This window comes from Anaerofustis stercorihominis (assembly GCF_005844425.1).
GTDB lineage: Bacteria > Bacillota > Clostridia > Eubacteriales > Anaerofustaceae > Anaerofustis > Anaerofustis butyriciformans.
The window spans coordinates 14,751-38,961 of sequence record NZ_SPHL01000013.1 but is presented as its reverse complement, the minus strand read 5'-3'; the positions used below and the strand labels follow the sequence as shown (position 1 = coordinate 38,961).

Sequence of the window (24,211 nt, the reverse complement as noted above, 5' to 3'; positions counted from 1 at the left end):
TGAAAGAGAATTATATTTTTTATTTTCATTTTCCTTTAAAGATTCAATAATCATTTTTATTCCAATAAAAGAAAGTAAAAAGAAAACTATAATATTATCAATACAACTTATTTTTTCACTGAAATTTATTGCTAATATATATCCTAAAATCGGCATTAATCCTTGAAAAAAAGAAAAGAAAAAAGAAACCTTTAATATTTGTTTTACATTTATATTTTTACTCATTCCAATACATAAACAAACTGAAAATGCATCCATAGAAAGTCCAATAGCTATTAAAAACAAACTTATAAACCCCATAGAACCCCTCATGATTTTTTAATAAAAATTTATTATTATATATTTGCTAATAAAATAAAATTAATATATAATTTACTCTGTTAAACAAATAAAGGAGAAAATAAAAATGCCTTTTGATTCAATTACAACTTATGCTTTAATAAAAGAGCTTAAAAATAAACTTATAGGAAGTAAGATTAATAAAATATATATGCCTACAAAGTATGAAGTAGTACTTCATACTTTTGGAAATGAAAAAGAAATGTTACTTATAAATGCAGGCTCCTCTACACCAAGAGTTCATTTTATAAACACTTATAATGCTTCGATGAATGAGCCTTACGGTTTTTGTATGCTTCTAAGAAAATATCTTTCAGGAGCTGTTATAACGGGTGTTGACGGTTATGAGTTTGATAGAATAATTAAAATTCATTTTGAAAGTATAAACTTGCTTGGGGATTATCAAAATCTTACTTTAATAGCTGAAATTATGGGAAGAAATTCAAACTTAATTTTGGTTGATGATGAAAGTAAAAAGATAATAGATTCAATAAAACACATAAAACCTGATAATCCTTTACTTAGGGAAGTTGTTCCTAAGATTGATTATGAATATCCTACAAAAGACAGATTGAATCCCATAGATTTTAATGAATTTGTAGCGATAGACAATATAATGAGCAAGGGGGATACTACATTAAAAAAAGCTTTAATGGCAACATTTAATGGTATAAGTCCCGTTATTTTTGATGAAGTAACAGATGGTCTTAATATAGATAAAAACGTAGGTTTAAATGATCTGGAAAAAAATGATATAGAAAATGTAGTAAGTTCAATAAAAAAATATTTTGAAGGTCTTGATAATAAGCTTACTTATAATTTATATAAAAAAGATGGTAAAAATAAAGACTATGTTTGTATTGACATAAAAGCCTATGATAATCTTGACAAAGAGGAATTTTCATCTCCGTCTGAAATGATAGACGAATATTATCATGAAATTGATAGGATGAACAGATTAAAGGTTGTATATAAAGATGTATATAATCTTATAAACAGGACTTTATCAAGAGAAGAACATAAACTTGAACTTAGAAAAAAAGATTTGCAAAAAGCAGAAGACAGTGAAAAATATAACATCAAAGGTCAGTTGCTTCTTTCAAATCTTCATAATATTAAAAAAGGAGATAAAAGCGTAAAAGTTTTAAATTTCTTTAAAGAACCATATGAAGAAATGACTATTTCCCTAAATCCTGCCTTATCGCCAAGTGAAAATGCAAATAAATATTTTAAAAAGTATTCAAAACTTGAAAATTCAAAGAAATATTTGCAAAAACTTATTAAAGAAGGGGAAGAGAATGTTTATTTCCTTGAATCACAGTCCCTATATTTAGAAAGAGCTAAGACATATCCTGAAGTTGAAGAAATAAAAAGAGTTTTAGAACAGCTTGGATATATAAAGAAAAAGAAAAAAAGGTCAAATTTAAAAGAAGTAGAGAAGTTGGTATTTAAAAGCAGTGACGGGTATGAGATATATGTTGGAAGAAATTCTCTTGATAATGATTATTTAACAAGAAAATTTGCTTTTAAAACAGATTTATGGATTCACACTAAAGATATTCCTTCATCTCATGTTATAATAAGAACAAACAATGGTAAATATTCTAATGAAGCATTAGAGTTTGGTTGTAAACTTTGTGTTTATTATTCAAAAGCAAAAAATTCTTCAAATGTGCCAGTTGATTACACATATATAAAATATGTAAAGAAACCAAGCGGAATGAAAGAAGGTAAAGTAATCTATACGGATAACGAAACAGTACAGGTTACTTTAAGTGATGAAGACATTAAAATGATAGATAAATTAAGTAGTTAAAAGGAGGAGAAAAATGAGAGAACCTTTTGTTGCGTTAATAGGAAGACCAAACACCGGTAAATCAACTTTATTTAATAAGATTTCAGGAAAAAGAATTTCTATTGTTGAAGATACACCGGGTGTAACAAGAGATAGAATTATAACTGATACATCATGGGGCGGAAATAGTTTCTTCTTGATTGATACAGGCGGTATAGAGCCAAAAAGTGATGACATAATTCTAAAACAAATGAAAAGACAAGCTAATCTAGCAATTGATATGGCTGATGTTATTGTTCTTGTCGTTGATGGAAGAAGCGGAGTTACAGCATCTGACAGAGATGTTGCAAATATGATAAGAAAAAGCGGAAAACCATGTGTATTAGCAGTAAATAAAATTGATTCTTTTGATATAGATTATTTAAGATATGAATTTTATGATTTAGGATTAGGAGAGCCAATAGCTATAAGTGCTGAACATGCTCTTGGATTTGGTGATTTGCTTGATGAAGTTGTTGCTCATTTCCCTGAAAACAAAAAGGGAATAGAGGAAGAAGAAAGAACCAAGATTGCAGTTGTGGGTAAACCAAATGCAGGAAAATCAAGTCTTGTAAATACTCTTCTTGGAGAAAACAGAGTTATAGTAAGTAACATTTCCGGAACTACAAGAGACGCCATAGATACAGTATTTAATTATGAAGGTAAAAATTATACTTTAATTGATACAGCTGGTATAAGAAAGAAAGCAAAAATATATGATGATATAGAACATTATTCCACAATCAGAGCAATAGGGGCAATAGAAAGAAGTGATATATGTCTTCTTATGATTGATGCGATGGAAGGCGTAACAGAACAAGATGTAAAAATAGCCGGACTTATAAAAGATAGGTTTAAAGCTGTTATTATTGTAATAAACAAATGGGATTTAGTTGAAAAACAAACAAACACAATGAAGGAAATGGAAAAGAAAATAAGAAGTTCTTTATATTTCCTTGATTTTGCTCCTATACTTTTCATAAGTGCAACTGAGAAAAAGAGAACACATAAATTAATGCCGTTAATTGAACAGGTTCTTGAAGAATATTCAAAGCGAGTTACAACTGGCCTTTTAAACGAAATAATGGGGGATGCAGTAATGATGAACAATCCACCTGCAAAAGGTACAAAGAGAATGAAGATATTCTATTTTTCTCAAGTATCGGTTTCACCTCCAACATTTGTTATTTTCGTAAATGACCCGGATCTCGAACAAGAAGCTTATTCAAGATATTTAATAAACAAATTAAGAGAAGCTTTTACATTTTTAGGTTCTCCTATAAAATTAATATACAGAAGAAAACAAGAAAATTAAAAAAATAATTATATTTTAACCTCCAAATGAATATGTATAAGTAAGATACATGAGTTTGGAGGTTTTCTTATGAATTTGGGAATATACGAAGATATATCAAAAAGAACGGGTAAAGATATATATTTAGGTGTGGTAGGACCCGTTAGAACAGGTAAATCCACTTTTATAAAAAAATTTATGGATGAACTTGTTATACCAAATATAGATAATAAGTTTAAAAAGGAAAGAGCCATAGATGAACTTCCGCAAAGCGGTTCGGGAAAAACAATAATGACTTGTGAGCCTAAGTTCGTTCCAAATACCGCTGCAAACATTTCTCTTGGGGGAGGAATTGATTTAAATGTAAGGCTTGTTGATTGTGTAGGATATGTAATAGAGGGGGCTATAGGGGATATGGACGAAAATGAAGAAAGAATGATAAGAACCCCATGGGATGAAAATCCTATGCCTTTTAAAAAAGCAGCGGAAATAGGAACAAAAAAGGTTATAGAAAAACATTCTACAATAGGGATTGTTGTAACAACAGACGGTAGTATAAGCGGTATAGATAGAGAAAATTATGTTCAAGCAGAAGAAAAAGTAATAAATGAATTAAAAAACATAAATAAGCCTTTTGTTACAATTCTTAATACAAAAAATCCTTCAAGCAGTAAGTCTAAAGAACTTTGTAAGAGTATGGAAGAAAAGTATGGGTGTAAAGTTATTATTTTAGATGTTATGAATATGACTCTTGATGATATCGAAAATCTTCTTTTGGATGTTTTGTTTGAATTCCCTGTTAAAGAAATTAACTATTCTCTTCCTTTGTGGACAGACTTATTAGATAAAGAAGATGAAATAAACAAGGAAATATATAATTTTATTTTATCAAATTCAAATAAGAATGATACTTTAAATAAAGTTTTAAAGGGAATTAAAGAATCGAAATTTGATAATTTTGAAATGAATATATCAAATATAGATCTTAGTCTTGGTGTTATACATATTGATGTTAATATAAATAACAGCGTATTTTATGGAATGCTAAACGAAAAAAACGGAGTTACTATAGAAAACGAATCCGATTTATTTATGCTTATCTCATCCCTTACTAATATAAAAAGAGAATATGAAAAAATAGCATCTGCCTTGGATGTTGCAAGAAACAGCGGGTATGGAATAGTTACACCTGAGTTTGAAGATTATGTATTAGATGAGCCTGAAATGATAAATAAATCTTCAAGACACGGGGTGAAAATAAAAGCCTCTGCTCCTGCACTTCATATTATATGTACAAATGTAGAAACATCAATAAGTCCTACAATAGGTTCAGAGGAAGAATGTCAGGTGTTTTATGATAAAATAATGGATGAATATAAAAATGATCAAGAAAAAATTTGGGAAAGTGAATTCTTTGGAAGAAATTTAAAAAATATGATAAGCGATAATATGCAAAATAAACTTACATCTATTGAAGATGACAATAAAATAAAAGTTCAAAAAGCACTTACAAGAGTTGTAAATTCAGGCAGAGGTGGACTTATAATTTTATGGCTTTAAAATAAGAGGATTTCCTCTTATTTTTTTGTTTATATTAATAATTATGATATAATACTATAAATAAAATAATGGAGGATATTCTTATGTTAGGTATGGTTATTGTTTCTCACAGTGAAAAAGTTGCTCTTGGAGTAAAAGAACTTGCTGCACAAATGGCAAAAGATGTAAAAATTGTTGCTGCGGGAGGTTTAAGTGACGGAAGTATCGGTACTGATATGGAAAAAATCATGAACGGCATTGCTGAAGCTGACAGCGGAGATGGTGTTATTATAATGATGGATCTTGGAAGTGCCGTAATGACAACGGAAATGGCACTTGATATGTGTGAGAACGAGGCTTATATGATAGATGGACCAATTGTTGAAGGTGGTATTGCCGCAGCTGTTACAATTCAAAGCGGGGGAGATATTGAGGGAGTAAAAACTGCCGTTAACGAATGTAAAACAATAAATAAATTTTAATTTTTTATATTAGAATAAAGAATTAATTAAATATATTTTAGAAAAGCTGTATTTAATAACAGCTTTTTTTATATTTTATAATAAAATAAAATAAATTATTGCTTTTATATTATTTATATGGTAATATTCCAATTGTAAAATAATAGACCTTATTTAGAGTGGTGGAGTGAATAGGCACTATGAAACCCGGCAACCGACAGTTTGTACGGTGCCAATACCTACGGGATTTTTCCGAATGATGAGGAAGGCAGTTAATCTCATAGGTTCCTATGAGAATTTTTTTATTTAAGGTCACAAATGGGAGGAAATAATGAATAAACACTTTTTTACATCAGAATCTGTTACAAAAGGTCATCCGGATAAAATATGTGACCAAATAAGTGACAGCGTATTGGATGCTATTTTAGAACAAGATCCAAATGCCAGAGTTGCATGTGAATGTGCAATAAATACGGGACTTGTTCTTGTAATGGGAGAAATAACTACAAGCGGATATGTAGATATTCCCAAAACCGTAAGAAAAACAATTACAGATATTGGGTATACAAGAGCCAAATTTGGCTTTGATGGAAATACATGTGGCATTATCACATCAATAGATGAGCAATCAAGCGATATTGCAATGGGCGTTGATAAATCTCTTGATGCTAAAGAAGATGAAGAAGAAAACGGAGCAGGAGATCAAGGTATAATGTTTGGTTTTGCCTGCAGTGAAACAGAAGAATATATGCCTCTTCCTATCTCGCTTGCAAATAAACTTGCTTTAAAATTAACAGAAGTAAGAGAAAATAAAACTTTAGAATATTTAAGACCTGACGGAAAAACTCAAGTAACTGTTGAGTATGAAGGCGATAAGCCTGTAAGAGTTGATACAGTTGTTATATCAACACAACATGATGAAAAAGTATCTTTAGATACAATTAAACATGACATGATAGAGTATGTTATAAAAGAAGTTATAGATGAAAATCTTTTAGACGAAAATACAAAATACTTTATTAATCCTACAGGAAGATTCGTAATAGGCGGACCTCAAGGAGACAGTGGACTTACAGGAAGAAAAATAATCGTAGATACATATGGCGGATATGCAAGACATGGCGGCGGGGCCTTTTCAGGGAAAGATCCTACAAAGGTAGATAGAAGTGCTTCATATATGGCAAGATACATTGCAAAAAATATTGTTGCAAGCGGTATATGTGAAAAGATTGAAATTGAAGTTGCATATGCAATCGGGGTTGCAAAACCTGTAAGTATATATGTAAATACTTATGGTACATCAAAATTAAGTGATGATAAAATAGTTGAAATAATAAATGAAAACTTTGATTTAAGACCTACAAAAATTATTGAACATCTTGATTTAAGACGTCCTATTTATAAACAAACAGCAGCTTATGGACATTTTGGCAGAAGTGAATTCCCTTGGGAAAAATTAGATAAAGTAGAAGATTTAAAAAAATATTTATAAAATAAAGTAATTTAAAAAAAATTCTTTATTATTTTAATTAAATGTTGTAATATATTTTATAAGTAGCAAATTATTACCGGGGAGTAAGAAAAAAAATGGATGTAATTGATAGAAAAATACTAGAAAGATTAAATGTTGACGGAAGAATTACAATGAAGAATTTGGCAAACGAGCTTGGCTTATCTGCTCCTGCTGTTGCTGAAAGAGTAAAAAGATTAGAACAAAAAGGAATAATTACTGCTTATAAAGCTATAATAAACAGAGAAAAACTTGGTCAAGGGATAACCGTATTTATTACCATAGATATGCCCGCAAGTAAGTATGATGAATTTAAGGAGTTTGCAAATAATACAAGTGAAATAAGCGAATTTTATTATTTAACGGGGCAGTATTCTCTAATAATAAAAGCTTATGTAACAAGTACAACTCACCTTGCAGAGCTTCTTGAAGGAGCACAACAATTTGGAACAACAGAAACATTTGTTGTTATGTATGCTCATGTAAAAGATAATATTTTTTGATATAAAAATGAAATAAATATGAAAAATAGTCGAAAATTGCTTCTAATTTTCGGCTTTTTTATTGCTATTTAAAATTTAAAGAATTATAATAAATGATAATTATTTGGGAGGGGTGTAATGGAATCAATTAATAAATTAGGTGTAGATATTGGCTCGACTACTGTTAAAGTAGTCATTATGGACATTGATAATAATATTTTATATTCAAAATATGAAAGACATTTTGCAAATATTCAAGATACTCTTTTAAGTATGATAAAAGAGGCTTTAGATAAAATAGGGGATTGTAAAATTTACCCGGTTATAACAGGTTCAGGTGGGCTTAGCCTATCAAGTTACTTAAATATTCCTTTCGTTCAAGAAGTTGTTGCGGTTTCAACTGTTCTTAGAAAATTTCATCCAAATACCGATGTAGCAATAGAGATTGGTGGAGAAGATGCCAAAATTATCTATTTTGACGGTGGAATAGAACAGAGAATGAATGGTATATGTGCAGGAGGTACAGGTTCTTTTATTGATCAAATGGCTTCATTGTTAAAAACAGACGCCAACGGACTTAATGAACTTGCGAAGGATTATAAAAATATATATCCTATTGCCGCAAGATGCGGGGTATTTGCAAAAAGTGATATACAACCGCTTATTAATGAAGGCGCAACAAGAGAAAATCTTGCAGCTTCTATTTTCCAAGCTGTTGTTAATCAAACAATAAGCGGGCTTGCTTGTGGTAAACCAATAAGAGGTAATGTTGCTTTCTTAGGTGGTCCTCTTTATTTTATGAGTGAACTTAAAAAAGCTTTTATAAGAACTCTTAATTTAGAAGATGAAAATGTAATATCTCCAGAAAATCCGCACTTGTTTGCAGCCATAGGGGCAGCTTTAAGCAGTGAAGAAAAAGAAAATATTACATTAGAAGAATTAGAAACAAGATTAAATAGTGAGATAAAGCTAAATAGTGAAATAAAAAGAATGGAAAGTCTTTTTGAAAGTAAGGAAGATTATGAAGATTTTACAAAAAGACATGCTGTTCATACAGTAAAAAAAGGTAGTTTGGAAAACTATAAAGGAAATTGTTATCTTGGTATAGATGCGGGGTCTACAACAACAAAACTTGCACTTTGCAGTGAAGACGGAGATTTGTTATATTCTTTCTACAGCAGTAATAATGGTTCTGTTTTGGAAACTACCATGAAAGCAATGAGAGATATTTATTCAAAACTTCCAAAAGATGCAAAAATTGTTTATTCATGTTCAACAGGTTATGGGGAAGATTTGGTAAAATCAGCTCTTATGCTAGATGAAGGAGAAGTTGAAACAATAGCTCATTATTATGCTGCATCTTTCTTTGATCCAAAAGTTGATTGTATTTTGGATATTGGCGGTCAAGATATGAAGTGCATAAAGATAAAGAATGGTTCTGTTGATAATGTACTTCTTAACGAAGCTTGTTCTTCAGGATGTGGTTCATTTATTGAAACTTTTGCTAAATCTCTTGATTACAGCGTTGAAGATTTCGCAAAAGAAGCTTTGTTTGCAAAAAATCCTATAGACCTTGGAACAAGATGTACTGTATTTATGAATTCAAACGTTAAACAAGCTCAAAAAGAAGGTGCACCGGTAAGCGATATTTCTGCAGGACTTGCTTATTCAGTTATAAAAAATGCATTATATAAAATAATAAAATTAACAAATCCTGATGATCTTGGAAAACACGTTGTTGTTCAAGGTGGAACTTTCTATAATGATGCTGTTTTAAGAGCCTTTGAAAAAATTTCGGGACATGATGCCGTAAGACCTGATATTGCAGGAATTATGGGAGCCTTTGGTGCTGCTTTGATAGCAAAAGAAAGATATGAAGAAGGAAAAGAAACTTCCATGCTTGACTTGGAAGGAATAAATAAACTTACATATACTACTGTTACAACAAGATGTAAGGGATGTACAAATAACTGCTATCTTACAATAAATAGTTTTGACGGTGGTAAAAGAAAGTTTATAACAGGAAACAGATGCGAAAAAGGGGCTGGAATACATAAAGATAAGGCGACTGATATAAACTTGTTTGAATATAAAAATGAAATAACTTTTGATTATGAACCGTTGAGTGAGGAAGAAGCAATAAACGGAACTGTAGGTATTCCAAGAGTTCTTAATATGTATGAAAACTATCCTTTCTGGGCTACTTTATTTAAAGAGCTTAAGTTTAGAGTTGTTCTTTCTCCTGTATCAACGAGAAAACTTTATGAATATGGAATTGAATCAATTCCAAGTGAATCAGAATGTTATCCTGCAAAACTTTCTCATGGACATGTTACATATTTAATAAGACAAGGAATAAAAACTATATTCTATCCTTGTATTCCTTATGAAAGAGATGAAACACCTGAAGCAGGAAACCATTATAACTGTCCTATTGTTACATCTTATGCAGAAAACATCAAAAATAATGTCGAAGAAATCGAAAGTGAAAATGTTAAATTTTTAAATCCTTTCTTTGCATTTACAAATAAAAATACAATAAAAGAAGGAATAATTAGAGAATTTACAAAAGGTGGAGAAACAGGTTTTGACTTAGATAAAAATGATGTTTCAAAAGCCGTTGATAAAGCTTGGGATGAGCTTTTAAACGTAAGAGAAAAAATAGCGAAAAAAGGCGAAGAAGTAGTAAAATATCTTGATGAAACAGGAAAGAGAGGGATTGTTCTTGCCGGCAGACCATATCATGTAGACCCTGAGGTAAATCATGGTATTGATAAAATGATAAACTCTTATGGTATTGCAGTATTAACCGAAGACAGCGTTTCTCATCTTGGTGAAGTTGAAAGACCTCTTATTGTAATGGATCAATGGATGTATCATTCAAGATTATATAAAGCTGCAAGCTTTGTAAAGACAAAAGATAATATTGATCTTGTACAACTTAACTCATTTGGTTGTGGTCTTGATGCTGTTACTGTTGACGGGGTAAAAGATATCTTATCTTCTGCAGGAAAAATTCATACTGTACTTAAAATTGATGAAGTAAATAACTTAGGAGCTGCAAGAATCAGAATTCGTTCACTTCTTGCAACACTTAAAATAAGAGATAAGAAAAAAACAAAGAGAAAAATAAAAAAATCAAGCTATGAAAGAGTTGAATTTACAAAGGAAATGAAGAAAGATTATACAATTCTTTCTCCTCAAATGTCTCCTATACATTTCTCATTGTTTGAAGCTGCTCTTAATGCTTGTGGGTATAAGTATGAAGCATTACAAGATGATAGTAAAACAGCTGTTGATATAGGGCTAAAATATGTAAATAACGATGCTTGTTATCCTTCTTTGATTGTTGTTGGCCAAATTATGGAAGCATTGAATTCAGGTAAATACGATACTGACAAAGTTGCCATAATGATAACTCAAACAGGTGGAGGATGCAGAGCGACAAACTATATCGGATTTATTCGTAGAGCTCTTGAAAATGCCGGAATGGGACATATTCCTGTAATTTCCCTAAATGCAAACGGAATAGAAACAAACGAAGGATTTAAAATAACACCTAAACTTTTAAACAAAGGTTTGCAGGCTGTTGTTTACGGCGATTTGTTTATGAGAGTGTTATATAGAATGAGACCTTACGAAGTAGTAAAAGGTTCTGCAGATTTACTTCATAAAAAATGGGAAGAAAAATGTATAAAAGATTTATCAAAACCTCGTTCTTCTAAAAAAGTTTTCCATGAAAACATAAGAAATATTATAAGAGAGTTTGATGAACTTCCAATTACAAATGAAGTTAAACCAAAAGTTGGAATAGTAGGTGAAATTCTTGTTAAATTCCTTCCCGGAGCAAATAATCATTTGGTAGACTTACTTGAAAAAGAAGGAGCGGAAGCCGTTATGCCGGATCTTCTTGATTTCTTATTATACTGTTTCTATAACAATAACTTTAAATCAGATAAACTTGGTATGAAGAAAATCAGCGCAACAATATCCAATTTAGGAATAAACTTTATAGAAACATACAGGAAAGTTTATAAAGAAGAATGTGCAAAGAGCGTACACTTTAATGCGCCAAATCAAATAAATAAACTTGCTTATTATGCAAATGATGTTGTATCTGTTGGTAATCAGACAGGAGAAGGCTGGTTCTTAACAGGTGAAATTTTAGAACTTATTAAATCAGGCGTAAACAATGTTGTTTGTACACAACCTTTCGGTTGCCTTCCAAACCACGTCGTTGGTAAAGGGGTAATTAAGAAAATAAGAGAAATGTATCCTTTATCAAATATTGTTGCAATAGACTACGACCCTGGAGCAAGTGAAGTTAATCAGCTTAACAGAATCAAGCTTATGCTTTCTCAAGCAAATATGAATTTAAAAGAAGTTCTTGAAGCTGAAACTGTCGATGCATAAATATTTAAAGAGTTTTAGATATTTCTAAAACTCTTTTTTATATTTTATAAATTAAAATGAAGTTTTGATTTATAAAATATTTTTTATGAGATACAGTAATAAAATTTGTATTTAAAGTGTGTGTAGTCATTATACCCATTTTTTATGAAAAACGGGTGATATACAAATAAACAGCCGATATGGTAAAATAATCATAACATATAACATTAAAATTAAATGAGAAAAATAATGAAGAAAAAAATACTCAAATATATTTTAATGGCTGTGGTATGTTTTACGTTTATGTTCTGTTTTATGCCAAATATAAGTTTTGCGGCAACGGGAGATTGGACATATGATGTCAATGCTGAAACTTTAACGAACAGTGAAGATGATACATTGGTAATAAGAAACGTAACGGCATCGGGAAACGAACTTTCCATAGGAAAGAACGATGGTGCAACATTTACGAATTTGGATTTAACGGGAAAAATAGCAGATATTAATGGGAACGAGTATTTAATTACTTCCATTGAAAGTAAGGCGTTTTTTCAATGTGCTTCTTTAAAAACAATAACGTTTCCGGACACTCTTGTTTCAATAGGTGCTTCTGCATTTGAAGAGTGTATTGCTTTGGAGGAAATAACTATACCAGAAAGTGTTGTTTCAATGGATGGAGGGGTATTTAATCGTTGTCGATCTTTAGAGAAAGTAACTATTTTTGGAAAGATAACATCCATTGAAACAGGATTATTTGCAAATTGTTCTTCTTTAAAGGAAATAACATTACCCGATACTCTTCAGGCAATTGGTTTGAATTCTTTTTATCTTTGTTCTCCACTTGAAACTATTTATTTAAACAGTGAAATTCCTCCTACTGTTAATGTTACGGCATTTCAGTATTGTCATAATATTAATAGAATATACGTTCCTTACGGAAGCTTGGAAAGCTATAAGAACGCACAGGTTTGGATGGGGTATGCAGATTATATAACTTTTGAGAAGAAAAATCTTACGGTAGTGAAGGGAACGGGAAGCGGTTCTTATGGTATCGGACAAAGCGTAACGGTGAAAGCAGATGACAATGATGAAAACGGACACTTTTTAAAGTGGAGCTCGGATAGTTCTCAGATAAGCTTTAAGGATGAAAATGCGAAGGAAACATCGTTTACGATGCCTCAAAACGATGTTGTTGTAACGGCGGTTTTTGAAGAACACGAGTATGTAAACGGAAAATGCAGTGTATGCGGATATGATAACTCAAATTATAATATTCAAAACGATGATGATAAAAATAATGAAAGTGTAAAGAGTGAAGGTAAATCAGATAACATTTCAACGGATAAACCTTCTTCATCGGTTGATACATCAGACGAAAACAACATGGTTTATTATATTATAGGTGTATTGGTTTCCGTTGTGGGAATAGCAGGTTTAAGTATTTATAAATATAAAAAAGTTCGTTAAATTTTTAATATTCTTTTTGTATATTGAAAAATTATTTTTTAATTGCTTGATATTTATATAATTTTATTTTTGAATATGTTTAAAAAACTGATTCAAACTTTCATTTTAAATTAAACTAAAAACACATCTTTAAAGATGTGTTTTTATGTCTATTTGTTTTCTTCATTATTTTCTTTTTGGACATAGGCAATGCCTATTGCTCCGGGACCGGCATATGTTCCAACTGTCGGACCTATTGAAATTATTTCGCTTTCTTCTATTGGAAGGTGTTTATACATGAAATCTTTAAAGTTTTCAATGGCTTTATGTGCATGAGAATGTCCAAATGTTACAGGATAAGAATAATCAATGTTACCCTTTACTCTTTCAAGCATGAATTTGTAAGATAATTTTTTGCCTCTTACTTTTCCTTCCTGTACAAGTTCTCCGTCAACTGCCTTTAATACTGGATTAATATTTAACATCTCGCCTATTGCTGCTGTTGTTTTGGATATTCTTCCTCCATACATTAAATATTTTAAGGTATTCAAGCAAACGAATAGTCTCAAATTTTTTGTCAAATGCTCTATTTTTATTGCAATTTCACTGGCGCTTTTCCCTTCGTCTCTCATCTTTACGGCTTCATTTATAAGAAGATATGTTCCAAAGCTTGCAATTTTTGAATCTACAATATAAATTTTGTCTTCATCTACTTCATTTTTTGCTATTGTTGCGGACTGCATGGTACCGCTTAATTTTGAAGATACCATTATTGCAACTATTTCATCACCTTGTGCTATATATTTTTCAAATACTTCTTTAAACTTTATTGGGCTTGGTTGTGATGTGGTTGGAAGATTGTCGTGTGCTAAAAGTAATTTTTGATAAAAATCATCATTGGTGATATTTACACTGTCCAAAAATTCATCATCGCCAAATCTTACCGTTAAAGGTACTACCGTAATATCAAGTTTTTCTACAATTTCTTTGCTTAAATCGCATGTACTGTCTACAATTATTCTTACCATTTTATTCACCTGCCTTGCTTTTATTTGTAAAGAATTTTTCAAGTTCAACTACGCCTTGAATAAGAACTTCTCTTTTTTCTTCTGGGAAAAAATTAAGCATTTCTCTTACCATATTTTCGTGAAATTGTGCATGATTTTTTTCTACTTCGTGTCCAAGTTTTGTTGCATAAATTTTTATGACTCTTTTGTCTTCATCGTTTCTTTCTCTTTTTAAATAACCTTTTTTTTCAAGAGCATTAACGCTTATTGTTAATGTTCCGGGAGTAATATTTAATGATTTTGCAATGTTTGAAGATGTATTATTTCCGGCTTTTTCGTTTTTTACCACGGCTTCTATTACGTGCATTTCTCTTATTGAAAGGTTTTTGAATTTACCTTTTTTTAAAGCATTACCTTCAACTTTTAGTATCTCATTAAATATTTCAACCAAAAAGTCATTTAAAATTTGTTCTTGCTTATTCATAAAATCTCCATTCTTAAGGCTTAAAGTTAACTAAATTATATCATGGGGTTATATTAAAAGCAAAAACAATATGCTTTATAACATAAAATATTTTAATGGGTTTTTAATGTTAGATTAATTGCAAATTTAATAATATTTATATATTATATAAACATATAAATTTGCTTTGGAGGACATCTTTGATATGAATGAAAAAAAACTATATAAAAGCAGAGATGATAAATGGTTTGGGGGAGTATGTGGGGGAATAGGAGAGTATTTTGATGTAGATTCTATAATAATAAGAATAGTAGCAATAATTCTTGGACTTGTTACAAGTGGTATTCTAATTTTTATATATCTTTTACTTTGTTTTTTAATTCCTTATGAGCCTATAAGAGAATATACAATGCATAGTAAAAAGTTTTCTTCTTTTTACTCTAATAGTTCAGGTGTAAATGAGTATAATACGAATTTCAATTCAGGGGCTTATAATTTTGAGGGTGATAAAATTAACAAAAATAAAAATCAACAAAAGATAGGTTTGTTTTTAGTTGTAATAGGTGTTATTTTATTTCTTGGGAATGTACTTCCAAAATATATGTCAGATTTTATCGTTCCTGTTTGTTTGTTGATTGCAGGGCTTCTTTTAATAGTATCAAGTGTTCCATTTAAAGAAAAAAATAAAAATGTTAATTATGAAAATGTGAACAATATAAATTATGATGATGTTAATAATGCAAATAATGAAAAGAATAACGTTGAAAAAGAAGAAAATAATATTAAGGAAGATGATAGGGGCGAAAAAGAAAACATTATAAAAGAAGAGCAAGGTAAAGATTTAAATATAAAAGAAGAAATCAAAGAAACCGAAAATGACTCTGATAAAGGTGAATTTACAATTGAAGAAATAAAGAAAATGAGAGAAGAGGTTAATGAAAATCATGAATAGAAATCTAAAAATAATACTTGGAACTCTTTTAATAGTTATTGGTGCCGGATGCATCTTAAATTTGCTTGATATTTATATTCTCTCTTTTTCTGGATTTGTAAAAGCAATAGATTTAATGTGGCCTTTATTCTTGGTTGTTATTGGATTGTTTCTTTTATATCAGAGTAAGAAAATCAGAGCTGCCGTTTTAGCTGTTATGATTGTATTGATGTTTGCTGGAACAATTTACTTTACAACAACAAGTCATTATAATCTTTTTAATAATAACCATGATTTTAATTTTAACGAACATTATAATGATTCCGATAACTTTTTTAATAATTAATGTTATAATATATATAAGAAAAAGATATTATAAAGGAGTTTATTATGCTTTTTGAATTTGATCTTAGAACTGATAATGAAAATTTCCATAATATAACGGATATGGTTAAAAGTGCACTTAAGGAAAGCAAAGTGCAAAATGGTTTATGTACAGTATTTTCTCCTCATACAACCGCAGGAATAACAATAAATGAAGCTGCAGATCCTGACGTTGTTGGTGATATGTTATTTGCCTTTGATAAGTTTTTCCCTGATATGAGAGAATTTAGACACTATGAAGGAAACAGTACAGCGCATATAAAAACAAGTGTTGTTGGATGTAGTGAAACCATAATCGTTAAGGATAATGAATTGTTGCTTGGTACATGGCAGGGTATATACTTTGCTGAATTTGATGGTCCAAGACACAGAAGATTTTATGTAAAAATAATTGAAGATTAATTTTAAAGAAGCATTTTTATGCTTCTTTTTTTATGTTTTTACATGTTTTTTTACCTTAAAACACTGGTTTAATCATAAAAATGAGGCTTTTTTATTGCTTTTTTTGATTTTAGGGTGTATAATAATTCAGGCTAGATGAGTGGGCGTATGTCCACTCATTGTTTTATATTGTTTTATTTAGGAGGCTTTATATTGAAAATTACAGATAAAATTGAAGCTTTAAGTGAAGATATCTTAAGTGAAAATGGGCTTGAACTTGTTGATATAGAATTTAAAAAAGAAGGAAACAACAAAGTTTTAAGATTATATATTGAAAGAATTGAAGGGAGAGTCAACCTTGATGATATAAGTAATGTAACAAGACTTATATCAGATATGCTTGATGAAGAAGACATAATAGAAGAAGAATATATTTTGGAAGTATCTTCTCCCGGAGTAAACAGAGTTATAAAAAAAGAAAAAGATTTTATAAAGTTTACGGGTAAAAAGATAGATGTTGCACTTTTTAAGTCAGTGGACGGAAGAAAAAAATTCAGTGGTATTTTGGAAGGGTATGAAGACGGAAAAGTTTTAGTTTTGGTAGACGATGATCATATGGCTATTCCAAAAGAAGATATAAGCAAAGTTAATTTGAGTTTTGATTTTAAATTTTAAATAAGGAGTAAAAAAATGGCAAGAAAGAAAAAACAAGAAGCAGATCATTCTTTAAAAGATTTTATTGAAGCATTAGATGAGATTAACAAATCAAAAGGTATAGATAAAGAAGAAATTATAGTAGCAGTTGAGCAAGCTCTTGTTGCTGCTTACAAAAAAGACACAAGAAGCAATGTTGATTTGGTTGTAAACATAAACAGAACAACAGGGGCTATTGATGCTTTTTACTCAAAAGAAATTGTAGAAGAAGTTGAAGATGACGATAAGGAAATTTCACTTCATGAAGCATTGGTTCTTGATAAAAGCGCTGTTCTTGGGGGAAGTGTTATAACTCATATTGATCCAAAAGGTTTTGGTAGAATTGCAACACAAAACGCAAAACAACTTATTATTCAAAAACTTAAAGAATCAGAAAGAAATATCATCAGCAATACATTCATGAAGAAAAAAGATGAAATGGTAAGCGGTGTTATTCAAAGAGAAGAATATAAAGAAGTAAAGAAAATGATTCATGGAGAACCTGTAATTGAACAAAACAGAATTATCCATATTGATTTAGGTAAGGCTGAAGGTATAATGAACAGCCAAAACCAAGTAAAAAGTGAACATTATCATCCTGGAATGAGACTTAAAGTTTATGTTGCAGATGTAATAATAACAACAAGAGGACCTCAAATAATTCTTTCAAGAACACATCCGGGACTTGTTAAAAGATTATTTGAAGAAGAAGTTGCTGAAATTTCAGACGGAGTGGTTGAAATTAAATCAATTTCAAGAGAAGCCGGAAGTAGAAGCAAACTTGCTGTTTATTCTGAAGATGAACAAATTGATCCTGTTGGAACATGTATTGGACCTAAAGGAATCAGAATTCAAAATGTATTAAATGAAATTGGTGAAGAAAAAATTGATATTATTAAATGGAGTGAAGATCCTGTTGAATACATTAAAAATGCATTAGCTCCTGCCGAAGTTTTAAAAGTTGATATTTTACAAACAGAAGAAAACGACGGGAAAAATTCTGCTATGGTTGTTGTAGATGATTCTCAACTTTCTCTTGCAATAGGTAAAGACGGACAAAACGTAAGACTTGCTGCAAGACTTACAGGTTGGAAGATTGATATTAAAAGCAAAAGCAAATTTGAAAGTGAAAATGCCGATAGTGAAATAAATATTTTAGACAGCGTTGAAGAAGTTTTACTTTCAGAAGATGAAGAATAATTTAAGAGGTGGAAAATGAAAAAGACACCACTTAGAACATGCTTGATTTGCAGAGAAAAATTTAACAAAAGAGATTTATTAAGAATTGTAAGGGATAAAGAAAACAACAAAGTTGTTTTTGATAAAAGCGGTAAAATGAACGGGCGAGGAGCATATATTTGTAAAAATCCCGATTGCATAGAAAAAATGGTAAATGCAAAAATAATAAACAATTCTCTTAATATGAATCTTACTAATGATGATATTATTCCTCTAAAAGAAGAGGTTTTAAAGTATATAAAATAAAGTAAGGAGGGTTTTTTAGTATGAGAGTTTACGATATGGCTAAAGAATATGGCTTTCCAAGTAAAGAGTTTGCTGAAATAATGAAAAATATGGGTATTCCCGTAAAAAATCATATGAGTGCCGTAAGCGCACAACAAGAAAAATATTTTAGAAATAATTTTAATAAAGAGGATTATTTAAAAAATAAAGGAAATAAACCTGTTGATAAAACACAAGAACAAAACGAAGATGAAAAGACAAATAAAAAAGAAGAAAGAAAAAATCCTATTGATAAAAAACAAAAGGATAATAAGAAAAACAATAAAAATACTCGTTTTGTTAAATCTGACAATAAGGGAGAAAAAGAACCTGAAGTTGTTGTAATATATAATGAAGAAAAGAAGAATAATAAAAACAAGCCTAAGAAAAGTAACAAACATTATGATTATGACAGTAATGATGATAAAAATGATAATGTTGTAAAAGGTGAAAAATTTAAAAACAAAAAAAATGATAATAGAAATCAAAAGAATGAAAAAAGCTACGGTTCAAAGAAAAATAAGAAAAATAAAAAAGATAAAAAAGAAGTAGTTCCTAAATTTATTGATAATTCAAAGAAATCTAAGGTTTCTAAATCAAAATATAAAAAGAAAAACAAACAAGAAAGAGAAGAAAAACAATTAGAAAATTCTTTGGTTAGCGAAATCACAATTCCGGATGGAATTACTGTAAGTGAACTTGCTGCTAAAATAAACAAAGCTCCAACAGAAGTTATAAAAATCTTAATGGGCTATGGAGTAATGGCAAACTTGAATCAATCAATTGATTTTGATACTGCTTCTATTGTTTGTGAAGAGTTTGAAATAACATGTAATCTTGAAGATGAAAATAAAGCAATTGATGATTTATTTGATTCTCACTATGAAAATGAAGATGAACTTGTAAAAAGACCACCTATTATTACAGTAATGGGACATGTTGACCATGGTAAAACATCTTTACTTGACGCAATAAGACATACAAACGTAATTGCAGGTGAAGCCGGTGGTATTACACAACATATTGGTGCTTATACAATTACAATCAATAATGAAAAAATCACATTTATTGATACTCCTGGACATGAAGCTTTTACAGCTATGCGTTCAAGAGGTGCATCTGTTACAGATATAGCAGTACTTGTAGTAGCTGCTGATGACGGGGTTATGCCTCAAACAGTTGAAGCTATAAACCATGCCAAAGATGCAGGGGTACCTATTATTGTTGCAATAAATAAAATAGATAAACCTGGTGCAAACCCTGATAGAGTAATGCAAGAACTTACTGAGTATGGACTTGTAAGTGAAGATTGGGGTGGGGATACAATTTGCGTTAAAATTTCTGCAAAGAAAAGACAAGGTATCGAAGATTTACTTGAAATGATACTTCTTGTAGCAGAAGTGGAAGAACTAAAAGCTCATCCAAGCAAACCTGCCGTAGGTACTGTTATTGAAGCTAGACTTGATAAACAAAAAGGTACTGTTGCAACACTTCTTGTTAAGTCAGGTATCTTAAATGACGGTGATACAGTTGTATGTAACGATGTATACGGTAAAGTAAGAGCTATGATGGATGATAAAGGTAATAAAATAAAAGTTGCAGGACCATCTACAGCTATTGAAATTTTAGGATTTAATGAAGTTCCTAATGCCGGTGAAAAATTCTTTGTTGCTGAAAATGAAAGAGAAGGAAGAAAATTTGCCGAAAGAAGAAAAGCTATAATGAGAGAAAATGCGCTTAAGAAGAGCGGACCTGTAAGCTTAGATGATTTATTCAATCAAATAAGCGAAGGCGAACTTAAGGAATTAAAACTTATTGTTAAGGCCGATGTAAAAGGTTCATTAGAAGCATTAACACAATCTCTTGAAAAATTAAATGATAATGAAGATGGTGTTAAAGTAAGCGTAATTCACGGTGGTGTAGGTGCTATTACAGAAAGTGACGTTACATTAGCCGCTGCTTCAAATGCTCTTATTATCGCATTTAACGTAAGACCTGAAGCAAATGCAAAGACAGCAGCTGCAAAAGAAGAAGTAGAAATAAGAAGTTACAATGTAATTTATCATGTAATGGAAGAAATCGAAAAAGCGCTTAAAGGCTTACTTGATCCTGAATTTAAGGAAGTTATTGTTGGTATGGCTGAAGTAAGAGAAACCTTTAAGGTTCCAAATATTGGTTTGGTAGCCGGTTCTTATGTTACTGAAGGTGTTATTAACAGAAATGACAAGATAAGAATAATAAGAGACGGTGTAGTTATATTTGAAAGTGAAATAGCTTCTCTTAAGAGATTTAAAGATGATGTAAGAGAAGTACAATCAGGATATGAATGTGGTATTGGTGTTGAAAACTTTAATGATATTAAAGTTGGAGATGTTTTTGAAACATTCAAAATGGAAGAAATCGAAAGAGAGTAAAAAACCTTATGGGATATAGAATAGAAAGAGTAAACGAGCTGATTAAAAACGAATTATCGCTTTTAATCGAGCTTGAACTTCAAGACCCAAGATTAAAAGAAGCAATAATAAGTGTAACAAGAGTAAAAGCAACTCCCGATTTAAAATATGCAAAAGTATATGTAAGTATAATGGGAGAAAATAATAAGAAAGAAGAAATTATTGGAGTGCTTGATAAAGCTAAGGGCTTTTTAAGAAAGTCTATATCAAAAGTTTTACAAACAAAAAATACTCCTGAACTTATTTTTGAACTTGATGATTCTTTGGATTATGCGATGCATATAGACGAAGTTTTAGCAGGTTTAAATCTTGAAGAGGATGAATAAAATGATAGATAGATTTATAGAAATTCTTGAAAATAACAATACATTTTTAATACTTACTCACAAAAATCCTGACGGTGATGCTCTAGGATCATCACTTGCAATGAAAAAGACACTTAAACTTATAGGTAAAGATGTTGATTTATATGTTCAAACACCTATTCCTGTAAATTTAGAAGATATGATTTTGGAAGAGGAAGTTGCAAAATTAGATGATTTAAAAGCAAACTATGATGTTTGTCTTTCAATGGATTCAAGTAGTGAAGATTATTTATTCGGAAATGATTTAAGAAACTTATGCAATAAAACAATAGTAATAGATCATCATGTAACAAATGCAAAATATGGAGATATAAATGTTGTAAGTGAAAAAGCCGCTGCAACCGGAGAGCTTGTTTTTGCAATAAGCTCTAAAATACTTGGGACATTGCCTTTAGATATTGCAAGTCTTATATATGTAGCAATATCGACTGATACAGGTAATTTCTCTTATTCAAACACTACTCCTACAACTCATATTATTGGAAGTAAACTTTTAAAACTTGGTGTTGATCAAGGTAAGATTAATGAAATGGTTAAACTTAAAGATTTAAAAAGTTTGATTATAAGAAAAAAATCTTTAGAAAGTATTTATGCTTTTAACAATAATCAAATTTTGGTTATGGTGCTTGATGATGAAAGTATAAATGAAAATACTGATACTGATGGACTAATTGATGCTATTAGATATATTAAAGGATGTAAACTTGCTGCACTTGTAAAAAGAGCAGATGAAAACTCTTTTAAAGTTTCTTTAAGAAGCGGTGGTGGAAATGTTAATGCTGCTGAAATAGCAAAAGAATTTGGCGGTGGAGGACATGTTAAAGCTGCCGGATTTACTTTTGAAGGAGATAAAAACGAAATTTTAACAATACTTAAAGATATTGATTTAGAGGTTTAATTTGATAAACGGTGTAATTTGCATTAACAAAGAGCAAAATATGACAAGCCATGATGTTTGTTTTAAGGTAAGAAAGATTCTTGGTGAAAAAAAAATCGGACATAGCGGTACACTGGATCCTATGGCAACAGGAGTAATGGGAGTTCTTGTAGGTAGAAGCACAAAACTTTCCAGTTATATTACTGCGTTTGAAAAAGAATATATTGCAAATATAGAATTTGGAAAAGAAAGTGACAGTTATGATATATGGACGGCTACAAGAGAATTTTCTCTTCCTGATTTTTCATTGGATGAGTTTATTTTTGCAATTAATAAATTTAAAGGCAATATTACTCAGACTCCTCCAATATATTCTGCCATAAAAGTAAAAGGTAAACCGTTATATAAATATGCGTTGGAAGGAAAAGAAGTTGAAATTCCTTCAAGAGAAGTTTATATAAATGATATTGAAGTTATTGATAACGATTTGCCAAGATATGCTACCATAAAAGTTTCCTGTTCAAAAGGGACTTACATAAGAAGCTTAATAAGCGATATAGGCAAAGAACTTGGAACAAGAGCTGTTATGAGCGGTCTTATAAGAACAAAGAACGGAGCGCTAAATATAGAAAACAGTGTTACATTAAGTGAACTTGAAGAAAAAGTAGTTAGCGGTCGATTAAAAGATGTTTTGCAAGATGATGATTTGTTTTTAAAGGATTTAGAGAGAGTAGATATTAATCCAAAAAGCAGTAAAATCATATTAAACGGTAATGCTTTGATCAAAAAAAATATTTTAACAAATGTCAGTGAAATAAAAGAGAATTCATTGGTAAGGTTATATTTGGATGATAAGTTTATCGGTGTAGGCAAAAGAGTCGAAGAAGAAAATATATTAATAAGACCAATTAAGATTTTATACGGGGAACAAAAATAATGAAAATATTTCATTCGTTTGGTGAAGCTGATAAAAAAGAAAAATTATCTATGGCCTTTGGTTATTTTGATGGAATACACTTGGGACATGAGAAAATTATAGAAGAAGAAGACAAAAGTTTAAAAAACTGCGTTGTTACATTTGACAAACACCCAATGGATTTAATAAATAAACAACAATCTCCTAAAAGACTTATGACTATGGATGAAAAAATAGAGTATTTGGCTAATATGGGAATTGATTATTTATTTATTATATCTTTTGACTATGATTTTATGAATTTAAAAGATACAGAATTTGTAAATCTTGTTTTAGATAATGTTAATATGCAAAAAATGAAAGTTGGTTTTAATTATCACTTTGGAAAAAACGGAAGCGGAAATAGTGAATTACTTAAAAAGCTTTCAAAGGAAAAAGGATTTGAAATTAAAGTCGTAGATGAATTTAAGATTGACAATGAAAGAGTTTGTTCTACTGCAATAAGAAATTATATAAAAGACGGTAATATACAAAAAGCCAATAAATTTTTAGGCAGACCTTATATGGTGGAAGGTATAGTTTGTGAAGGTAAACATCTTGGAAGACAGATAGGAATACCGACTGCAAATATTTTTCCAGATGAATTAAAAGTTATGCCCAAAAGAGGTGTTTATGTAAGTAGAGTTACAATAGATAACGAAGTCTTTTATGGAATAAGTAATGTAGGTGTAAATCCTACATTTAGAGAAACCCCAAGAGTAGAAACAAACATATTTGATTTCGATAGAGATATTTATGGCAAAAAAATCAAAGTAGAATTTTTAGAATTTGAAAGAGAAGAAAGAGCTTTTGATTCAATTGAAGAATTAAAAACGACTATTCAAAAAAGTATACAGTTTGGTAAAAATTACGTAAAAAATAAACTTAATTATTAAATTTGT

General features: G+C 30.1%; 21 protein-coding genes, 1 pseudogene and 1 riboswitch. Of the genes and pseudogenes, 19 read left to right on the top strand and 3 right to left on the bottom strand.

The features are described 5' to 3' along the window. Positions 1 to 66: 66 nt before the first annotated feature. Positions 67 to 156, bottom strand: a pseudogene (locus FGQ49_RS10740) (manganese efflux pump MntP family protein); the annotation flags it as partial. A 250-nt stretch (positions 157 to 406) separates the two neighbouring features. On the opposite strand from FGQ49_RS10740, the gene FGQ49_RS05165 reads away from it, so the two are divergent. From FGQ49_RS05165 to FGQ49_RS05130, 8 genes are all read left to right on the top strand, one after another. Continuing rightward, a complete protein-coding gene (locus FGQ49_RS05165; RefSeq protein WP_138268806.1) occupies positions 407 to 2,155 on the top strand; it encodes an Rqc2 family fibronectin-binding protein in 1,749 nt (582 codons plus the stop codon). Positions 2,156 to 2,168: 13 nt separating this feature from the next. Further along, positions 2,169 to 3,488 carry a ribosome biogenesis GTPase Der gene (der, locus tag FGQ49_RS05160; RefSeq protein ID WP_138268805.1) on the top strand — a complete coding sequence of 440 codons (1,320 nt, stop codon included), beginning with the start codon at positions 2,169 to 2,171 and terminating at the stop codon, positions 3,486 to 3,488. A gap of 69 nt (positions 3,489 to 3,557) precedes the next feature. Further along, on the top strand, positions 3,558 to 5,027 hold the full coding sequence (spoIVA, locus tag FGQ49_RS05155; protein ID WP_138268804.1) for a stage IV sporulation protein A: 1,470 nt from the start codon (positions 3,558 to 3,560) through the stop codon (positions 5,025 to 5,027). An 83-nt stretch (positions 5,028 to 5,110) separates the two neighbouring features. Then, positions 5,111 to 5,488, top strand: coding sequence for a dihydroxyacetone kinase phosphoryl donor subunit DhaM (dhaM, locus tag FGQ49_RS05150; protein WP_138268803.1), 378 nt, complete (start codon positions 5,111 to 5,113; stop codon positions 5,486 to 5,488). A 146-nt stretch (positions 5,489 to 5,634) separates the two neighbouring features. After that, a riboswitch (SAM riboswitch) is annotated at positions 5,635 to 5,733 on the top strand. Between the two features lie 65 nt (positions 5,734 to 5,798). Beyond that, positions 5,799 to 6,959 (top strand): methionine adenosyltransferase, encoded by a 1,161-nt coding sequence (gene metK / locus FGQ49_RS05145; protein WP_138268802.1) that lies wholly within the window; start codon positions 5,799 to 5,801, stop codon positions 6,957 to 6,959. A 95-nt stretch (positions 6,960 to 7,054) separates the two neighbouring features. Next, complete coding sequence (locus FGQ49_RS05140) at positions 7,055 to 7,480, top strand: Lrp/AsnC family transcriptional regulator (protein WP_138268801.1); 426 nt, start codon at positions 7,055 to 7,057, stop codon at positions 7,478 to 7,480. Between the two features lie 117 nt (positions 7,481 to 7,597). Beyond that, positions 7,598 to 11,872: a 2-hydroxyacyl-CoA dehydratase gene (locus FGQ49_RS05135; protein WP_138268800.1), complete on the top strand. Its 4,275-nt coding sequence runs from the start codon at positions 7,598 to 7,600 to the stop codon at positions 11,870 to 11,872. Between the two features lie 228 nt (positions 11,873 to 12,100). Then, positions 12,101 to 13,318 carry a leucine-rich repeat protein gene (locus tag FGQ49_RS05130; protein ID WP_171020592.1) on the top strand — a complete coding sequence of 406 codons (1,218 nt, stop codon included), beginning with the start codon at positions 12,101 to 12,103 and terminating at the stop codon, positions 13,316 to 13,318. A 149-nt stretch (positions 13,319 to 13,467) separates the two neighbouring features. Here FGQ49_RS05130 and FGQ49_RS05125 read toward each other — a convergent pair whose 3' ends face one another. Next, positions 13,468 to 14,325: a DegV family protein gene (locus tag FGQ49_RS05125; RefSeq protein WP_138268798.1), complete on the bottom strand. Its 858-nt coding sequence runs from the start codon at positions 14,323 to 14,325 to the stop codon at positions 13,468 to 13,470. Between the two features lies 1 nt (position 14,326). Then, positions 14,327 to 14,788 (bottom strand): MarR family winged helix-turn-helix transcriptional regulator, encoded by a 462-nt coding sequence (locus tag FGQ49_RS05120; protein WP_138268797.1) that lies wholly within the window; start codon positions 14,786 to 14,788, stop codon positions 14,327 to 14,329. Positions 14,789 to 14,972: 184 nt separating this feature from the next. Here FGQ49_RS05120 and FGQ49_RS05115 point away from each other — a divergent pair, with 184 nt between their 5' ends. From FGQ49_RS05115 to FGQ49_RS05065, 11 genes are all read left to right on the top strand, one after another. After that, positions 14,973 to 15,719, top strand: coding sequence for a PspC domain-containing protein (locus FGQ49_RS05115; protein WP_138268796.1), 747 nt, complete (start codon positions 14,973 to 14,975; stop codon positions 15,717 to 15,719). Further along, positions 15,703 to 16,044 (top strand): LiaF transmembrane domain-containing protein, encoded by a 342-nt coding sequence (locus FGQ49_RS05110; protein ID WP_138268795.1) that lies wholly within the window; start codon positions 15,703 to 15,705, stop codon positions 16,042 to 16,044. Before FGQ49_RS05115 ends, FGQ49_RS05110 begins: the two co-directional genes overlap by 17 nt. A gap of 44 nt (positions 16,045 to 16,088) precedes the next feature. Next, entirely contained in the window at positions 16,089 to 16,484 is a 396-nt protein-coding gene (locus FGQ49_RS05105) for a secondary thiamine-phosphate synthase enzyme YjbQ (protein WP_138268794.1), read from the top strand. Between the two features lie 192 nt (positions 16,485 to 16,676). Further along, positions 16,677 to 17,138, top strand: a complete 462-nt coding sequence (gene rimP / locus FGQ49_RS05100; protein WP_171020591.1) for a ribosome maturation factor RimP — start codon at positions 16,677 to 16,679, stop codon at positions 17,136 to 17,138. A 15-nt stretch (positions 17,139 to 17,153) separates the two neighbouring features. Then, entirely contained in the window at positions 17,154 to 18,356 is a 1,203-nt protein-coding gene (gene nusA / locus FGQ49_RS05095; RefSeq protein ID WP_138268792.1) for a transcription termination factor NusA, read from the top strand. Between the two features lie 15 nt (positions 18,357 to 18,371). Beyond that, positions 18,372 to 18,641, top strand: a complete 270-nt coding sequence (gene rnpM, locus FGQ49_RS05090; protein ID WP_138268791.1) for an RNase P modulator RnpM — start codon at positions 18,372 to 18,374, stop codon at positions 18,639 to 18,641. A gap of 20 nt (positions 18,642 to 18,661) precedes the next feature. Then, on the top strand, positions 18,662 to 21,073 hold the full coding sequence (gene infB, locus FGQ49_RS05085; RefSeq protein ID WP_138268790.1) for a translation initiation factor IF-2: 2,412 nt from the start codon (positions 18,662 to 18,664) through the stop codon (positions 21,071 to 21,073). Between the two features lie 8 nt (positions 21,074 to 21,081). Beyond that, on the top strand, positions 21,082 to 21,438 hold the full coding sequence (rbfA, locus tag FGQ49_RS05080; protein WP_138268789.1) for a 30S ribosome-binding factor RbfA: 357 nt from the start codon (positions 21,082 to 21,084) through the stop codon (positions 21,436 to 21,438). 1 nt (position 21,439) lies between these two features. Further along, positions 21,440 to 22,375 (top strand): DHH family phosphoesterase, encoded by a 936-nt coding sequence (locus FGQ49_RS05075; RefSeq protein ID WP_171020590.1) that lies wholly within the window; start codon positions 21,440 to 21,442, stop codon positions 22,373 to 22,375. Between the two features lies 1 nt (position 22,376). After that, the gene (truB, locus tag FGQ49_RS05070; protein ID WP_138268787.1) at positions 22,377 to 23,291 is read left to right on the top strand and encodes a tRNA pseudouridine(55) synthase TruB; all 915 of its coding nucleotides are present in this window, start codon (positions 22,377 to 22,379) and stop codon (positions 23,289 to 23,291) included. After that, a complete protein-coding gene (locus FGQ49_RS05065; RefSeq protein WP_138268786.1) occupies positions 23,291 to 24,205 on the top strand; it encodes a bifunctional riboflavin kinase/FAD synthetase in 915 nt (304 codons plus the stop codon). The genes truB and FGQ49_RS05065 overlap by 1 nt, the downstream gene beginning before the upstream one ends. The last annotated feature ends 6 nt before the right edge of the window (positions 24,206 to 24,211 follow it).

Bases quoted from the DNA above. Each gene is read 5' to 3' on its own strand.
- FGQ49_RS05165 (WP_138268806.1), top strand. From the start codon at position 407: ATGCCTTTTGATTCAATTACAACTTATGCTTTAATAAAAGAGCTTAAA.
- der (WP_138268805.1), top strand. From the start codon at position 2,169: ATGAGAGAACCTTTTGTTGCGTTAATAGGAAGACCAAACACCGGTAAA.
- spoIVA (WP_138268804.1), top strand. From the start codon at position 3,558: ATGAATTTGGGAATATACGAAGATATATCAAAAAGAACGGGTAAAGAT.
- dhaM (WP_138268803.1), top strand. From the start codon at position 5,111: ATGTTAGGTATGGTTATTGTTTCTCACAGTGAAAAAGTTGCTCTTGGA.
- metK (WP_138268802.1), top strand. From the start codon at position 5,799: ATGAATAAACACTTTTTTACATCAGAATCTGTTACAAAAGGTCATCCG.
- FGQ49_RS05140 (WP_138268801.1), top strand. From the start codon at position 7,055: ATGGATGTAATTGATAGAAAAATACTAGAAAGATTAAATGTTGACGGA.
- FGQ49_RS05135 (WP_138268800.1), top strand. From the start codon at position 7,598: ATGGAATCAATTAATAAATTAGGTGTAGATATTGGCTCGACTACTGTT.
- FGQ49_RS05130 (WP_171020592.1), top strand. From the start codon at position 12,101: ATGAAGAAAAAAATACTCAAATATATTTTAATGGCTGTGGTATGTTTT.
- FGQ49_RS05125 (WP_138268798.1), bottom strand. From the start codon at position 14,325: ATGGTAAGAATAATTGTAGACAGTACATGCGATTTAAGCAAAGAAATT.
- FGQ49_RS05120 (WP_138268797.1), bottom strand. From the start codon at position 14,788: ATGAATAAGCAAGAACAAATTTTAAATGACTTTTTGGTTGAAATATTT.
- FGQ49_RS05115 (WP_138268796.1), top strand. From the start codon at position 14,973: ATGAATGAAAAAAAACTATATAAAAGCAGAGATGATAAATGGTTTGGG.
- FGQ49_RS05110 (WP_138268795.1), top strand. From the start codon at position 15,703: ATGAAAATCATGAATAGAAATCTAAAAATAATACTTGGAACTCTTTTA.
- FGQ49_RS05105 (WP_138268794.1), top strand. From the start codon at position 16,089: ATGCTTTTTGAATTTGATCTTAGAACTGATAATGAAAATTTCCATAAT.
- nusA (WP_138268792.1), top strand. From the start codon at position 17,154: ATGGCAAGAAAGAAAAAACAAGAAGCAGATCATTCTTTAAAAGATTTT.
- rnpM (WP_138268791.1), top strand. From the start codon at position 18,372: ATGAAAAAGACACCACTTAGAACATGCTTGATTTGCAGAGAAAAATTT.
- infB (WP_138268790.1), top strand. From the start codon at position 18,662: ATGAGAGTTTACGATATGGCTAAAGAATATGGCTTTCCAAGTAAAGAG.
- rbfA (WP_138268789.1), top strand. From the start codon at position 21,082: ATGGGATATAGAATAGAAAGAGTAAACGAGCTGATTAAAAACGAATTA.
- FGQ49_RS05075 (WP_171020590.1), top strand. From the start codon at position 21,440: ATGATAGATAGATTTATAGAAATTCTTGAAAATAACAATACATTTTTA.
- FGQ49_RS05065 (WP_138268786.1), top strand. From the start codon at position 23,291: ATGAAAATATTTCATTCGTTTGGTGAAGCTGATAAAAAAGAAAAATTA.